Genomic DNA, 15,847 nt, shown 5'->3' on the forward strand with positions numbered 1-15,847 from the left:
CAAGCAGAACACTCTCCTTGCTTGCATCCGTTCGGCAAGCGGATACCGGCATCTTCTGCCATATCTAAGATATACTGTTCGTCTGGTACTGCGATCGTGCGATCGAGCGCGAGAGCCTCATTCACCAACCGAACTTGATAAACAGCCATTTCCACCTCTTATATTTCAATTGCTTGTATTCAACTCAAATAGATGATTACAACTTCCAGAAAAAATTAAAATGTCGGGTGCGGACGAAGCACATTCCGCTATACATGATAGCTAAAAAACCCAGTATTTTCAAAACACCGGGTTTTTGAGAAACCACAACCTCGATCGCTATACTAGACAAGTGCTTCTTGATAATCGAGATTTTCCTCTAGATAAATAGCCCGAATATCCTCTGGTAAGTTGGATTCTAAAGTTTGATATCCTTTTTGCAGCAAAGCCTTTACCTGAGCGGGCGAAATAGCTTCGCCTTCAGCTTGCAAATAAGCTGCAATTCGAGTTTCGCTCCAGCGAAAAGTCTGAGCCATCAACACCACTAAACGCGGCAGCGGCGCTAACAATTCTAAGGCTTGTTTGACGTAACACCACAGGGGAGGCGAAGCCGATTGCAAAGAATAGTGAATCGACTCAACAGGGGGCAATTCGGCTTGATTGATGCAGATAGCCGTGACATTAATCAGCCAGTTTTGGAGACTGAGATTTTCGCCATCAGACTCTTGGATTTCGCGGCGCAAATCGAGGCCTCGGAGTTCGTGATAGATGTGCAGCCAAGTGTGGGCAAACAGGTAATCGCCTTGTACGGGCGATCGTACGGAATGGCGAATCAGGGAGTGTACAATTTGAGCGTAGCGGCAAAAAATCGCCGTGAAGAAGCGACCCTGATCGGGATGGTTTTGAAACAGAGTCAATAATTCCTGGTCGCTGTGATGGAACAGGGATTTGACCACAGGATGGTTGAGTTCTGAAAAATTAGGTGTTTGCACAATTGTTCTGGAAAGGTTTGGAGAATAAATGCGGGTGCAGCCCGATTCTACACGATTTGTCGATCGACATTCCAGAGTTGAGGGCTATTTTTTAGCGGTGCGGTGCCAGCAGAGCGGTATTTCTGGCATTTTGTCCCTCTTTCAAGATAATATATACTTTTCACTTGTGCGATCGGGCTTTTCACACATCAGAAAAGTTATCAAAAACTCTGGCTATATTACTTGCCATAAAAAAGAACCTTCACCGGAAAAATGCGTGTCGGTTCATAACGATAAATTAAGAGCGATAGCCTACAGTATGGATGCTCTGATTCCTGGTTTTTATGCTTGGTTTGGTCTGCTTAAAATCCTTATCGTAAATTATTATTCACTATCCTGCCAGCCTTTGATTGCTCCAGTAATAAATGCCCCTGCTGGATTATCGATGGCTTTTTCAAACGCTGCTAGCCCACCTTCTATAGCCGCCTTTATAACTTTTTCTTTCATTGTTGGGTTACTTTCTAAGTGTTTCACCACTTCCGTTGCCATTACCATATCTCTTGCTGGTGTATCGCTAGGATAAATTGTTTCTAGCTGTTTGAGTAATGCTTGAATTTCGCCTGCTGCTTGCACTAAGCTTTGAGGCTTTCCTGCGGCGTAGTAATTTCTCTCGATGTAACTACCTTGAATATGTCTGTTGAAATTACCGCCACCTGTGTTAACCTTCCAATTTTCACTATTACTCATCTTGATATCTCCTTAACTTCTCATTACAATTTTATTTTGAAACCTTATTGATTAGTGAACTATAGCCTTTCTCAAAAAGATGAGGTATGCTGAGTTATGCTACAACCCTTACACCAGCAAGCTTTTCAGGTCAAGATTCGTCCGCGAACCAATGTGAGAAAGGCTATACATCCGCACACTTCTATCTACCAACTACTAAATCTTTCTTCGTCTATCTTCCCTTTTGCTTCATCGATAGCCAAGTCTTTAACATAACTTGAACCAGTTGCATTCGATCTCAGACCATCTATCTTGTAATACCACTTCTCATCTTTGTCTGATTCCAAATAAATTGTATATCCTTTATAATGAGTTTTTTCCCCATAATCTTCTGAGTCTTCATCATCTGAATAAGCTTTATACCGTGATTCTTTGTGATTGAAAAGATGATCAATCAAAAAATTACCAAATGTTTCAGAAACTTCACTATCCTCAGCATTTTCGTCAATATGAAACTTAACTTTTAGATAGGGCTTCTTTCGAGCCTCTTTGGCTAACTCTTTAGCCATTTGAGTTACTGCTTGCTCTGTACTATATCCTTGACTTTGCATCTTAGTTAGAATAACTTGAAAATTATCAAGAATGGAAGTAATATCTTTGCTAATGTCTACACGATTGTTTTGCATATTTATATAATCACCTTGTATATAATCACCTTGTATGGAGCCATTATAATTTCCGCCACCTGTATTTGTGTCATGATTTATAGTGGAATTATTTATGTCTTTCAAATCATCGAGTTTGTGATTAACTCTCCTACTTCTTTGTAGCTTTAAATATAAATACAAAATGCTTACAAGTATGCCTATTCCTATAATAACAACAACCACATATTGATTTTCAACTATTAATTGAGCGACTTTAACAATTAATAGTGCCACTAAAATTAAGTATATAATTTTTTCGGTATCAGACAGCCTGTGTCTAAAGTGGTCAAACAGTTTTACTGAAATTTTTTTCGCATAGCTCATACTACGGGAAGAGTTTTTTGAATTTTAGTAATCACCATATTGTACCAACTTCCTTTATAAATGGGTATAATATAAATCATTATTTATGTGTGATCAATATCACTAATATCACTTACCAAAAATGCTATAGAGTACAAAAACAAGGTCTTGGCATCGCCATCACCAAAGTTACCAATAGCTAAAAATATCTGCGTATTGGGCGACGTGACTTTATAGCACTTCGTGCAAGCAATCCGTGTGATTATAATTTAGTATTAATTAATAACTACAGCACTTTCCAAAAGATGCTGCCACAAAACCTCTTGCAAATACTTCCCAGCATAAGACCTCGGAGCTGCTACATAATAGTACCATAACCTCCACCCCCCGGTGTTTCAATTACAAACACATCCCCGGGCTGCATTTCCACAGTCGCCGTACTTCCCAAATCTTCAACTTTTCCATCAACCGTTTCAACATAATTCCGGCCAACTTTCCCCGCTTCACCCCCATTCAAACCGCAAGGAGAAATCACCCGCCGCCCCGATAAAATTCCCGCCGTCATCGCCTCCCGAAACCGTACTCGCCGCACAACTCCATTACCGCCGCGATGATATCCATTCCCCCCGCTATTAGCCCGAATTGCAAAACTTTCTAATAACACCGGAAAGCGCCATTCTAATACTTCAGGATCGGTTAAACGCGAATTAGTCATGTGAGTTTGTACCGCATCCGTGCCGTCAAAATCTGCACCAGCACCCGAACCGCCGCAAATAGTTTCATAATATTGATAGCGCTGATTTCCAAAGGTAAAATTATTCATAGTTCCCTGAGAAGCAGCCATCACTCCCAACGCGCAATACAAAGCATCGGTAATATTCTGCGATGTTTCCACATTTCCGGCAACTACCGCCGCTGGATAGCGAGGATTCAGCATACAGCCTTCGGGATTGATGATTTCCAGAGGTTTCAAACAGCCCGCATTTAGAGGAATATCGTCATCTACCAACGTGCGGAAAACATACAAAACAGCCGCTTTGCACACGGCTGCGGGAGCATTAAAATTGTTGGATTGTTGAGCAGAAGTGCCAGTAAAATCTATTTTTGCACTGCGCGCAGATTTGTCAATTGTAATCGCTACCTTAATTTGTCCGCCACTATCCATCGGATAAGTAAATTCGCCATCACTCAAAACCTCAATTACCCGCCGTACCGACTCTTCCGCATTGTCTTGTACGAAGCCCATATAAGCTTGCACAGTCTCTAATCCATAATGTTCTACCATCTTGAGAAGTTCTTCTGCGCCGCGCTTGTTAGCAGCAATTTGTGCTTGCAAATCGGCTATATTTTGAGCCCAATTGCGAACAGGAAAATTCCCCGCTGTCAGAATTTCTAGTAATTCTTTTTCTCGAAAATTGCCCTCGCTTACTAACAGAAAATTGTCAAGCAAAACGCCTTCTTCAGTTACTGTTGTACTGTTAGGAGGCATGGAACCGGGAGTGATGCCGCCGATGTCGGCGTGGTGTCCCCGCGAGGCAACATAAAACAAAGGAAGGGAGGAATCATGATCAAATACTGGAGTAATAACGGTGATATCTGGTAAATGCGTGCCGCCGTTGTAGGGATTGTTAGAAACATAAACATCGCCGGGTTGAATCGCATTGCCTTGTGCTAAAATTAAAGCTTCAACGCTTTCGCTCATCGAGCCTAGATGTACGGGAATGTGCGGCGCGTTGGCAACTAATTGCCCGTTTTGGTCGAAAATTGCACAGGAAAAGTCGAGACGTTCTTTGATGTTGACTGAGGAACTTGTGTTTTGCAATGTGACGCCCATTTGTTCCGCGATCGCCCGAAACAAATTATTAAAAATTTCCAGCAAAACCGGATCGGATTTAACCGCAGATAAACGCGAATGAACGCGGATATTATCTGCGTCTATCTGCGTGCATCTGCGGTTCAAAAATAGATCGTTTCTCTCTGTTAATTCCGCTTCCCAGCCCGGTTCTATGATATTAGTTCCCGTAGCTTCAACAATCATAGCAGGGCCTTCTATGCAGTCGCCCGATCGCAAATCCTCTCTCTGATAAACAGGCGTTTCCCGCCACCCGCCAGCAACATAGGTTTGCACGGTTGAAATTGGTTGCACAGGCAAGATGCGCGTCCCACCAGAGGGGGAAATTGTGGATGCTTCCGGCACATCCATTCTTTCTACAACTTCCACCGAAACCGCTTCCACAATCAGCGGTTTTTCTGGCATAATAAAACTGTAACGCTGTCGGTGGGCTGCTTCAAATTCAGCCTGCATCGCCTCAATATTATCAGCAAAATCTACCGCCAAAACCGAGTCACTTCCCTGATATTTTAAGCGCAGCTTCCTAACAACTAAAACCTCTGACACATTCTCTGTGTTCTCTGCGCCTCTGCGGTTCAATTCCCTCTTTCCCTCAGCCTCCAATTCGGTTAAAATATGATGCAAATCAGGTAATAATTCTGCATTTAATAGTTGCTCGATCGCCCTTTCGCGAATAGCCCGCACATCAGCCAAACCCATACCGTAAGCGGACAACACACCCGCATAAGGGTGAATAAATACCCGTTTCATCCCCAAAGCATCGGCGATCGCACAAGCGTGTTGGCCGCCCGCACCGCCGAAACAGCACAATGTATACTCCGAAACATCGTAACCGCGCTGAAGCGAGATTTTTTTGACAGCATTTGCCATCTTTTCCACCGCGATCGCCAAAAAACCCTCCGCCACCTCTTCGGCCGTCCTCTCGCCCCCAATTTCCCCCGCTAATTGCCCAAATTTTTGCTTTACTACGTCAGGGGCGATCGGCAAATCTCCATTCAATCCAAATACTTTCGGGAAAAAATCCGGTTGAATTTTCCCCAACATCACATTGCAATCAGTCACCGTCAAGGGGCCGCCTTTGCGATAGCAAGCAGGCCCAGGATTGGCCCCAGCAGACTCCGGCCCCACGCGGTAGCGAGCCCCGTCAAAAAACACAATTGAACCGCCGCCGGCTGCTACAGTGTGAATTGCCATCACGGGCGATCGCAATCTCACCCCAGCAATTTCCGTCTCAAATTCGCGTTCGTATTCGCCGTTAAAATGGGCAACATCTGTCGAAGTTCCGCCCATATCAAAGGTAATAATTTTATCAAAACCTGCCTTTTTGCTCGTTTGAACTGCACCGACAATTCCCCCAGCAGGCCCGGATAAAATACTGTTTTTTCCTTGAAATTGTGCCGCGTCCACTAAGCCGCCATTCGATTGCATAAACATTAATTTGGGGGGCGGGCACGGGGAGGAGGAGGAGGGCGGGCACGGGGGCACCGCCCCTACAGATAACTGACTGGTTACTTGTTCGACGTATCGACGTAAAATCGGAGATAAATAAGCATCGACAACCGCAGTATCTCCCCGCGAAACCAGTTTCATCAGCGGGCTAACTTCGTGAGATACTGAAATTTGAGTAAAGCCAATTTCTTTCGCTATTTTAGCAACTTGTTTTTCATGTTCCGAGTAGCGATAGCCGTGCATGAAGACGATCGCACAACTGCGAATTCCCTGATCGTATGCTTGCTGCAAAGACGGGATAAACTCGGGATTGACAGCAGTTAACTCCTCACCTTGAGCGCTGTAGCGTTCCGCAACTTCAATAACTCGATCGTACAGCATCTCCGGCAAAACAATGTGGCGGGCGAAAATATCCGGGCGGTTTTGATAGCCAATTCTCAGCGCATCGCCGAAACCTTTAGTAATTAACAGAATTGTGCGATCGCCCTTTCGTTCCAGCAAAGCATTTGTCGCCACCGTCGTCCCCATTTTAATCGCTTCAATTTCGGCGGCGGGTATAGCTGCGTCGGCGGGAATTCTCAAAATATCGCGAATTCCTTGCACTGCGGCGTCTGTGTAGCGTTCTGGGTTTTCCGATAGCAGCTTGTGAATGACTAATTTACCGTCGGGGCTGTTGGCGACAATATCGGTAAAAGTGCCACCGCGATCGATCCAGAATTGCCAGCGAGTGCGATCGGGATAAGTAGGATTCATATCTCTTTTTTGGGAAAATTTTGCTTGATTAATTTACAAGTATTCAACAAACTTCTGTTCGAGTCAATTCATAAGACTCATAACTTCGGGTCATAAAAGTCATAATTTCTCGTCGCTCAAACTAGCAGGCGCTCGATCATGTTAATTATAGATGTCGAATGCCCTTGACTAACCCCTGACAAACACCAGCCAGAAAATCCAGTTCCAAAGTCTCAATCGTATCGCTTTCTCGATGATAATGCGGATTTCGCATATTAGCAGTATCAGTCACCATAATAGCGGCATAACCATTATCCCAAAAAGGAACATGATCGCTGCGGCGAGTATCGGGGACAATTAAACCTCGATTCGGCACCGGCAGCCACTCGCAGGGCTGACCAGATTTGCGAATTTTGCCACTCAAATTAATCAAATCGGGAACCGTCCGCAAAGTGCCAATTAAAGCAATAAAATTGCCACTATTTGGATAAAAATATTTCAACCCAGCGGGATACCTTTGAGAATTAGGATTATGGTTGCAATAACCTAACATTTCCAAAGAAATCATTAACCGGATTGACTTTTGCTGTTGCTTGTATTTAGCTGCATGATGACTGCTTCCCAAACAACCGTATTCTTCCATATCAAAGGCGACTAATTGCACTGGATATTTGAGCGGCCCAGATGCGATATCCCTTGCGAGTTCCAGCAAAACAGCAACACCAGTAGCATTATCATCGGCCCCAGGCGATCCGGGTACAGTATCGTAATGAGCACCAATTACGATCGGCGCCAACCGCTTCTTACTCGCCCGATCGAAGGGGGGTAAATCCAAGATAAAATTGTGATGAATTCGACCGCGCACGGAAAAATCGTCAATTTCTACAGTTCCCCACTGTGCCAACTGTTCGCGGATGTATTGCTGAGCATAAAAATGCCCTTCGGATGCGAGGTATGGATTGCGATCGCGTACAATTTGAATCAGATGGCTGTGCAAGCGTTCTTTGAGATTCATGCGATCGGAGATACAATGAGTACACTAAGATTATATGGGATTAAATTATGATTGGAGATATGATTGGAGAAGTCAGAATCGAAAATTATAAGTCGATTCAAAAGCTGAAGCTAGAATTAGGACGAGTAACTGTATTGATCGGTGAAAATGGCTGCGGCAAAAGCAATATCCTAGAGGCGATCGCCCTTGCTTCTGCGGCGGCTGATGACAAGCTGGATAACGAGTTTTTAGCTTCTAGGGGCATCAGAGTTACAGAACCTCAATTTATGCGATCGGCTTTTGAAAAGGAAAATTTGGTTAAGGATGTCAAAATTGATATCATAGGAAATAATGAAGAAAAATCTAGTTATATTTTAGATAATGATAACTCTCCCTATTCTCAGTGGATAGATAAAAACTCCCTAGATTACATGATAGCTTTATTAGAAAATAATAACATAGTAGCATCACTAGAAAATCAACTTGAACAATCAGACGACGAATTGAAAAAAATATTGTCCCCACGTAAAACAATATTCTCCATGCTAAAAAAAGCATTCCGCCATCTAGACGAAAGACTATTAAAAACAGAAGCTGAGCAAAAAATATTTCCTTTAAGATTTTACCTTCTAAAATTTACCATTTATTCTCCTGAAAACCAAGCTTTACGAACTTTTGAAAAAGAAGGGCAAATCCAACCATTAGGCATGAATGGAGAAGGTTTGTTTAAACTATTAAAAGTTTTGAGTTCAGATAACCAAGAACAGCTTAATGAAATCAAGAAACAACTGCAATTGATAGATTGGTTTCAAGATTTTGAAGCTCCTCCAAATTTATCCAATATCCAAAATTCTCTCCAAATTAAAGATAGATACTTAGACCCAGATTTAGCTTACTTCGATCAAAGAAGCTCTAATGAAGGCTTTTTGTTTTTGCTTTTTTACTTCGCTTTATTTATTAGCGATATCACGCCGAAATTTTTTGCAATAGATAACATTGATGCTTCTCTCAACCCCAGATTGTGTCGCAGATTAATGCAAGAATTAGTCGAATTAGCAAAAAAACACGGCAAACAAGTTATATTCACAACCCACAACCCGGCAGTTTTGGACGGTTTAGATTTAGATGATGATGAACAGCGGCTGTTTGTGATCTACCGCAACCAATTAGGGCATACTAAAGCTAGACGCATTCTCAAACCTGAACCTCTCGAAGGACAGGAACCTGTAAAATTATCCGAGGCTTTTTTGAGGGGCTATATCGGAGGGCTTCCTAAGAATTTTTAATATGATTAGTTTTGGATTAATTACAGAGGGATTGACTGACCAGATTGTGATTGAAAATATTTTAGCAGGATATTTCAAGAGTCTCGATCTAGATATTAGACCGCTTCAACCAGAAAGAGATAAAAAAGATGAAAACAAATTTAAAGGTTATGGTAGTTGGAGTCAAGTTTTTGCTTATTGCCGTTTAAAAGATTTTCAAGAAGCGTTTCAATTTAATGACTATATAATTATCCAAGTAGATACTGATGTTTCAGAAGAATATGGTATCCCACAGCAAGATGAAAATGGTGAATTTACTCCTAAAGAGTTGATTGAAAAAGTTATCGAAAAGTTTAAAGAGGAAATTGGCGAATATTTCTACAGTCAATGTCAACAGCGAATCATTTGGGCTATATCAGTACACTCTATTGAGTGTTGGTTGCTGCCACTGTATTATAAAGACAACAAAAAGTCTAAATTCAAAAAGTGTTTAGAAACGTTAAATAAGGAGCTTGTAAAGAAACATGATTTTACAATTGACGCCAAAAAGCCTGAATATTATCGGGACATTTCCAAACAATATCGCAAGCATAAGGATTTGATGGCTTGTTACCAACACAATCCCAGTTTGACAAGTTTTGTAGTAGAGATTGAAAGCAAAAAAATTGTTATTCCTTTAGAAGACGAGTGGTAAATTTAGGCAATTTTGCCTAAACTTTTCCACCTGCTACACTTCTGATTCCAATTCGCTAACCCGCAACTGCACGGGTAATTCTACAGAATTCAACTCAGACGACTCTAACAATCCTGTTGCTTCAACTTCTGCACTTGCTTCACCGTGCCGCATTTTATTCAATTTCTCACCCAAAGTATCCCGCTGGTTGATCAAATAAATACTAACCAAAGTCAGCCCGACTCCCATCGATTGCAGCGGATTGAGCACTTCGCCCAAGAACAAATTGCCGAATAGCAAAGCAAATACAGGCGTAAGAAAGGTAAGAGAACTTAAACTTGTTAAACTGCCACTCGAAGCAAAATAAAAGAATAAACCGTAGGCGATCGCACTTCCGAACACAGTAGAATAACCTAACGCCATCCAGCCGGAAAAATCGATATTCACAAACTGATCAGACTCAGTTGCAGCCGAAATTGCCAACAGTGGCAAACCGCCCAAAATCATGTGCCAACCAGTCGCCACCACCGGGTCAACATAACGGCAAACCCAGCGCACCAAAACCGTACCCACAGCCATCGACAAAGCCGCCAACAGCATCAACCATTCTCCACCCTGAAACAACTGTTCGATTCCCGCAGAAACCTGCGCGTTTTCAGGATGAAAAAGCCCCAAAATCCAGCCATCGGGCAACCCGATCAAACTGATGCCCGCAACGCCAATAACTAATCCCAACCAGCCCCAAAAACCTATTTTTTCTTGAAACAGCCACAAACATAAAATCGCCACAGCTAGCGGTTGAGAATCAATCATCACCGAACCCAAACCCGCACCGGTTCTCGCCAAACCTTCGGCTAAAAAGCCTTGAAACAAAGTAGCGTCAACCAAAGCAAACAGCGAAATCCACAGCCAAGCTTTCCAACCCTGTGGCTGCGGTTTTCCCATCAGCGCCGCCGCCAGCAGTACCAACACGCCCGCAGGTACTAAACGGACGAATGCCACAAACAGTGGCGTTGTGTGCGGCATCACCCCCTTCATCGCTACCATCGCGGTTCCCCACAGGAAAAACGGCGCAATGAGCAACAGCGGGGCAAAAGGCAGTTTTGAATCGGTAAGCTTTAGCTGCATGGCGGAGACTCCAAATAATTGATGAGAGTGGCTCTCACGAGAATGATGTAGTTTTGTTAAGCAATTTTTACAATTATATATCGCTGTTGAGTTAAATTCGATCGCACAAATCTCGGCCATTATGAACAGGCATCTTGCCTGTTCCACAAAATCAAGGTGGAACAGGCATCTTGCCTGTTGCGAACACAGGCACAACATCTACCCCGATGAATAAGGCACACTATAAGAAGTTAGCTACAAAAATCCGTAACATTGCCTGTACACTGCCCATGATTTGGCCATTCAAGCCCCGCTACCGCAAACAAATAGCCCGTATCGAAATCACCGGAGCCATTGCCGGAGAAACCCGTAAACGAGTCCTAGAAGCTCTCAAAACCGTTGAAGAACGAAAATTTCCCGCCTTGCTGCTGCGGATAGACAGCCCCGGCGGCACTGTCGGCGATTCCCAGGAAATTTACAGCGCGCTCAAGCGTTTGCGCGAAAAAGTCAAAATTGTCGCCAGTTTCGGCAATATTTCAGCTTCTGGCGGAGTTTACATCGGCATGGGAGCCGAGCATATCGTTGCTAATCCCGGTACAATTACCGGCAGCATTGGCGTGATTATCCGGGGCAACAATCTAGAACGCCTGTTAGAAAAAGTAGGCGTTTCTTTTCAGGTGATTAAATCGGGGCCGTATAAAGATATCTTGGCATTCGATCGAGAATTGACCGATCCTGAACAGCAAATTCTGCAAGACTTGATCGACACCAGCTACCAGCAATTCGTGGAAACCGTTGCGGAAGCACGGAAATTGCCTGTTGAGAAAGTAAAAAGTTTTGCCGACGGTCGGGTTTTTACCGGTCAGCAAGCCTTAGAATTGGGTTTGGTTGATCGACTGGGAACAGAAGAGGACGCTCGCCGCCTTGCAGCCGAACTCGCAGGCCTCGACCCGGAAAAAACCGAGTCTTGCACCCTAGAAAAACAAAAACCTTTCCTAAATCGCGTCTTGGGGAGTAGTCTGGATATATCCGGGCTTTCAGCTTACAATAATGTGCTGGAATTCGAGCTTTCTACTAGCGGTTTGCCGCTGTGGATGTATCGCCCGTGATTAAATAAATTAGTCATTGGTCAGGAGTTAGTAGTCATTAGTTTCTCCCTGGATGATTGGGCGATTGAAATCTGTTGACCTCAAACTCAAATGTGGCGCTTCGCCCGTCATAAGCGCTTCGCGCTGGCTTCGCCTACGAGTTCGAGGTCAAACTACACAAACGAAGTCCACTCAAGGGCGGACTAAGAAATAAAGTGGGTATTTAAGCCTAATTTAGTATAACTACTTATTAGTGACTAATAACTAATGACTAATGACTAATGAGCGATAACAACTGACAAAATATGGAGGAAATTTGCGTGGAGTGGCAAGTGCGGGCGATTCGCGGGGCAACAACTGCCAGCGAGAATTCGGTGGAAGCAATTCGAGAAACGGTGAGAGAATTGTTAGATGAATTAGAAGCAAAAAATGATATAAATCCAGAATTAATTATTAGTGCTACGTTTTCTGCTACTCGTGATTTAGATGCTGTGTTTCCGGCTGCGATCGCCCGCGAACGTCCTCACTGGTGTAATGTTGCTTTGTTGGACGTACAGCAAATGCACGTTGAGGGTGCTTTGGAACGCTGCATTCGGTTTTTAATTCACGTCAATTGGCCGGCACACGTTGAAATTTATCATCCTTATTTGCGGGGAGCTCAAAATTTGCGCCCCGATAGGAATTTAGCGGTGGCGGTGTCTGGGGAAAAATAATAGATTCACTTTGGGCTTGATTTAAAAGTTAACTCACCATTACAGGTGGGTTGATTTTTTACAGGACTTGGTACAGTACAAAACCTGCCTAGGGAATATATCGTTAAAAGTTTTTATTATAAAAAAACCCGGCTTCTCAAAGAAACCGGTTTTTTTGTCAATCAGACGCTTTCTTGTGATGCAGCCTAATCCCTAAAAAGATGTCATATATAAAATTCCAAAAGTCCTTTTTCCCTTCCAATATTCCCAAACTTTGAGGGGAACCTTTCTCATCCAACAGCGGCTTGACAGCCTCATAAGCAGGCTTGTAATTGTACCAAGGAATGGAAGGCCACAAGTGATGAATCAGATGATAATTCTGCCCCAAAATCAAGATATTTAGAATAGGACTAGGATATACTCTGGCATTTTTCCAACGATCGCGATCGTGAAACGGACGGTGCGGCAAATAATCAAAAAACAACCCCAAGGCCAACCCCACCACCAAAGCCGGAGAAAACCAAAAATTCAGCACGTAATCTAAATGATCGTATTGAATCGAGATATACACGATCGCGATCACAAACAAACGGCTGAGAAACCATTCCAATAATTCGTATTTCCGCCACAGTTTGCGCTTAAAAAAGAAAATCTCGTGGTAAAAAAACCTCGCAGCAATCAACCACAAAGGCCCGCCGGTCGAAACATAATGGTCTGGATCGTTATCTGGGTCATTGACGTGGGCGTGATGCTGCATATGTACCCGCGTAAACACCGGGAAAGCAAAACCCAACATCAGCGCGCTACCGTGTCCCAAAATAGCATTAACTGTGCGATCGCGATGGGCTGCATTATGAGACGCATCGTGAATCACAGTTCCGGCCATGTGCAACGCCAACACATTCAGCGAAAAACAGCACCACTGCGGCCATCCCCAACACCAGAAACCCAAGTTAGAAATCACGATAATCGCTACTGCACTCAAAAACAGCAGCAGTGTCGGATTAAAGTCACCGGGAGGACTCAGAAACTCTTTCGGCACTGTCAGCGGCCGTCCTGCCTCCGACATCTTTGTTAAGACTCCTTAATATTTCACACTTGCGTAGTATAAGATACAAGCCTGACAATAGTAAAGTTTTATGAAATAACAGAGTTCGATCGCCAGAAACTAGCCTCTGCACAACCAGGAAAGTATTGCTGTTGTGCAAGGATACCAGTGCTAGATTAGCCAAAAGAACTTTGCAGACCAAATAAAATCAATGGGTATCTCTGTATTTATGTCAAGCCTGAGAGCAGATAACTTTGCAAAAAAGCGCGCTGCCCAAGAAAAGATTACCGATGGGTAAAAAGTCAGATATTCTATATATTGTTCAATACCTGCTTGTTTGACGACTATCAAAATTTTTAAGACTTGAGACTAGCGTCATTGCTTGTAGTGAAAGATGAAACGTTAGCCGAAATTTAAACAAGAAATCCACCTGCCTCCCCAGAACACCGCTGATGCAATTGCCAAAAGCCCTACGCCGGACTAAAATCGTCGCCACCATTGGCCCAGCAACTTCGGACCCACAAGTGCTGCGCCAGCTCATAGAAGCCGGTGCCACAACTTTGCGACTCAACTTTTCCCACGGAACAGAAGAAGACCACCAGCGCAGCATTCGCTTAATCCGGCAAACATCCTTTGAACTCAACCAGCCGGTTGCCATCCTCCAAGACCTCCAAGGTCCGAAAATTCGTTTAGGGCGCTTTGAGACAGGCTCTATAGTTGTCAAAAATGGCGATCCTTTCATTCTCACCAGTCGCCAAGTTCCCGGCACCGAACTAATTTCTTCCGTCACCTACGACCCCCTAGCAGACGAAGTTCCAGAGGGAGCAGTGATTCTGCTCGACGACGGGAAAGTGGAAATGCTGGTGGAAAAAGTAGACCGCGCCGCGCGGGAATTGTACTGCCGCGTCGTCGTCGGCGGGCCACTTTCCAACAACAAAGGCGTGAACTTTCCGGGAGTTTACCTGTCAATTAAGGCACTGACTGATAAAGACCGCAAAGATTTAATGTTCGGCCTCGACCAAGGTGTGGATTGGGTGGCCCTGAGCTTTGTGCGGAATCCCCAAGATGTGCTCGAAATTAAAGAGCTCATTGCCAGTGCGGGCAAGCAAGTACCGGTGATTGCCAAGATCGAAAAGCACGAGGCGATCGAACAAATGGAGGAAATTCTCACCCTTTGCAACGGCGTGATGGTCGCCCGCGGCGATTTGGGAGTGGAACTACCCGCCGAAGACGTGCCGATTTTGCAAAAGCGGCTGATTGCTACCTCCAACCGCCTGGGTATTCCGGTAATTACCGCTACCCAGATGCTCGACAGCATGGTCAACAATCCCCGTCCCACCCGCGCCGAGATTTCCGACGTGGCCAACGCGATTCTGGACGGAACTGATGCCGTGATGCTGTCCAATGAAACTGCTGTCGGCAAGTTCCCCGTCGAAGCGGTGGCGACGATGGCAAGAATTGCGGTGCGGATGGAGAGGGAAGGAATTAAGCGGAATATTAGGAATGTAGAAGATATTGGTCGATCGATCCCCAACGGCATCAGCCAAGCAGTCAGCCAAATCTCCGAACAGTTGAACGCCGCAGCCATCATGACGCTGACCAAGACCGGCGCCACAGCCCGGAATGTCTCGAAGTTCCGACCCAAAACTCCGATTTTGGCAGTTACTCCTCACGTAGACGTAGCCCGACAACTACAATTGGTATGGGGAGTAAAACCCTTGCTGGTGTTGGATTTGCCCTCCACCGGCCAGACATTTCACTCTGCCATGACAGTCGCCCAGGAAAAAGAGTTAGTGTGCGACGGAGATTTAGTCGTGATGACAGCGGGTACTCTGCAAGGGGTTGCCGGATCGACGGATTTGATCAAAGTTGAGGTAGTGACAGCAGTTTTAGGCAAAGGCACCGGTGTCGGTTTGGGCTCGGTGAGTGGCATGGCCAGGGTTGCTCGCACTGCTGCAGATGTAGGAAATTTCCACCCTGGAGAAATTTTGGTAGTCGAACACACAAGCGTCGCTTTTGTGGAGATGATTCGCAAAGCAGCCGGTGTGGTGACGGAGGAGGACAGTTTGACTTCTCACGCCGCGATTATCGGTTTGCGCTTGGGCGTGCCGGTGATGGTGGGCGTAAAGAATGCCACGCGGGTAATTCGGGACGGAACTATGCTGACGCTGGATATGCAGCGGGGTTTAGTTTATTCCGGGGCCAGAGGCGGCTCAACTGACGCGGAAGTGGCTGTTTAACTGTTGGTGAGCTAGGAGTTG

The 15,847-nt window shown here is 44.6% G+C and carries 13 protein-coding genes; 5 read left to right on the forward strand and 8 right to left on the reverse strand.

All coding sequences use genetic code 11. The features are described from left to right. The 6 genes from QUA38_RS03045 to QUA38_RS03070 all read right to left on the reverse strand — a co-directional run. Positions 1 to 149: 2Fe-2S iron-sulfur cluster-binding protein (locus tag QUA38_RS03045; protein WP_333159157.1), on the reverse strand; the 149-nt coding region annotated here is incomplete at its 3' end. 174 nt (positions 150 to 323) lie between these two features. Then, positions 324 to 971, reverse strand: coding sequence for a sigma-70 family RNA polymerase sigma factor (locus QUA38_RS03050; RefSeq protein ID WP_333159076.1), 648 nt, complete (start codon positions 969 to 971; stop codon positions 324 to 326). A gap of 363 nt (positions 972 to 1,334) precedes the next feature. Next, complete coding sequence (locus QUA38_RS03055) at positions 1,335 to 1,697, reverse strand: hypothetical protein (RefSeq protein ID WP_333159078.1); 363 nt, start codon at positions 1,695 to 1,697, stop codon at positions 1,335 to 1,337. Between the two features lie 185 nt (positions 1,698 to 1,882). Next, positions 1,883 to 2,707 carry a hypothetical protein gene (locus tag QUA38_RS03060; RefSeq protein ID WP_333159080.1) on the reverse strand — a complete coding sequence of 275 codons (825 nt, stop codon included), beginning with the start codon at positions 2,705 to 2,707 and terminating at the stop codon, positions 1,883 to 1,885. Positions 2,708 to 3,044: 337 nt separating this feature from the next. Continuing rightward, positions 3,045 to 6,740 carry a hydantoinase B/oxoprolinase family protein gene (locus QUA38_RS03065; RefSeq protein WP_333159082.1) on the reverse strand — a complete coding sequence of 1,232 codons (3,696 nt, stop codon included), beginning with the start codon at positions 6,738 to 6,740 and terminating at the stop codon, positions 3,045 to 3,047. Positions 6,741 to 6,885: 145 nt separating this feature from the next. Beyond that, positions 6,886 to 7,734 (reverse strand): M20/M25/M40 family metallo-hydrolase, encoded by an 849-nt coding sequence (locus tag QUA38_RS03070; RefSeq protein ID WP_333159084.1) that lies wholly within the window; start codon positions 7,732 to 7,734, stop codon positions 6,886 to 6,888. Between the two features lie 47 nt (positions 7,735 to 7,781). Here QUA38_RS03070 and QUA38_RS03075 point away from each other — a divergent pair, with 47 nt between their 5' ends. Beyond that, a complete protein-coding gene (locus QUA38_RS03075) occupies positions 7,782 to 8,999 on the forward strand; it encodes an AAA family ATPase (RefSeq protein ID WP_333159086.1) in 1,218 nt (405 codons plus the stop codon). Between the two features lies 1 nt (position 9,000). Further along, the gene (locus tag QUA38_RS03080) at positions 9,001 to 9,672 is read left to right on the forward strand and encodes a phage tail protein (RefSeq protein WP_333159087.1); all 672 of its coding nucleotides are present in this window, start codon (positions 9,001 to 9,003) and stop codon (positions 9,670 to 9,672) included. A 33-nt stretch (positions 9,673 to 9,705) separates the two neighbouring features. Here QUA38_RS03080 and QUA38_RS03085 read toward each other — a convergent pair whose 3' ends face one another. Beyond that, positions 9,706 to 10,779, reverse strand: coding sequence for a DMT family transporter (locus QUA38_RS03085; protein ID WP_333159089.1), 1,074 nt, complete (start codon positions 10,777 to 10,779; stop codon positions 9,706 to 9,708). 269 nt (positions 10,780 to 11,048) lie between these two features. Between QUA38_RS03085 and sppA the strand changes: the two genes are divergently transcribed. Beyond that, positions 11,049 to 11,867, forward strand: coding sequence for a signal peptide peptidase SppA (gene sppA / locus QUA38_RS03090; protein ID WP_333159159.1), 819 nt, complete (start codon positions 11,049 to 11,051; stop codon positions 11,865 to 11,867). Positions 11,868 to 12,151: 284 nt separating this feature from the next. Then, a complete protein-coding gene (gene aroH / locus QUA38_RS03095) occupies positions 12,152 to 12,559 on the forward strand; it encodes a chorismate mutase (RefSeq protein WP_333159091.1) in 408 nt (135 codons plus the stop codon). Positions 12,560 to 12,716: 157 nt separating this feature from the next. On the opposite strand, the gene crtR is transcribed toward aroH, so the two are convergent. Next, on the reverse strand, positions 12,717 to 13,607 hold the full coding sequence (gene crtR / locus QUA38_RS03100) for a beta-carotene hydroxylase (protein WP_333159093.1): 891 nt from the start codon (positions 13,605 to 13,607) through the stop codon (positions 12,717 to 12,719). Positions 13,608 to 14,038: 431 nt separating this feature from the next. Here crtR and pyk point away from each other — a divergent pair, with 431 nt between their 5' ends. After that, the gene (gene pyk / locus QUA38_RS03105) at positions 14,039 to 15,826 is read left to right on the forward strand and encodes a pyruvate kinase (protein WP_333159095.1); all 1,788 of its coding nucleotides are present in this window, start codon (positions 14,039 to 14,041) and stop codon (positions 15,824 to 15,826) included. The last annotated feature ends 21 nt before the right edge of the window (positions 15,827 to 15,847 follow it).

The organism is Microcoleus sp. Pol12B4 (assembly GCF_036701385.1).
GTDB lineage: Bacteria > Cyanobacteriota > Cyanobacteriia > Cyanobacteriales > Microcoleaceae > Microcoleus.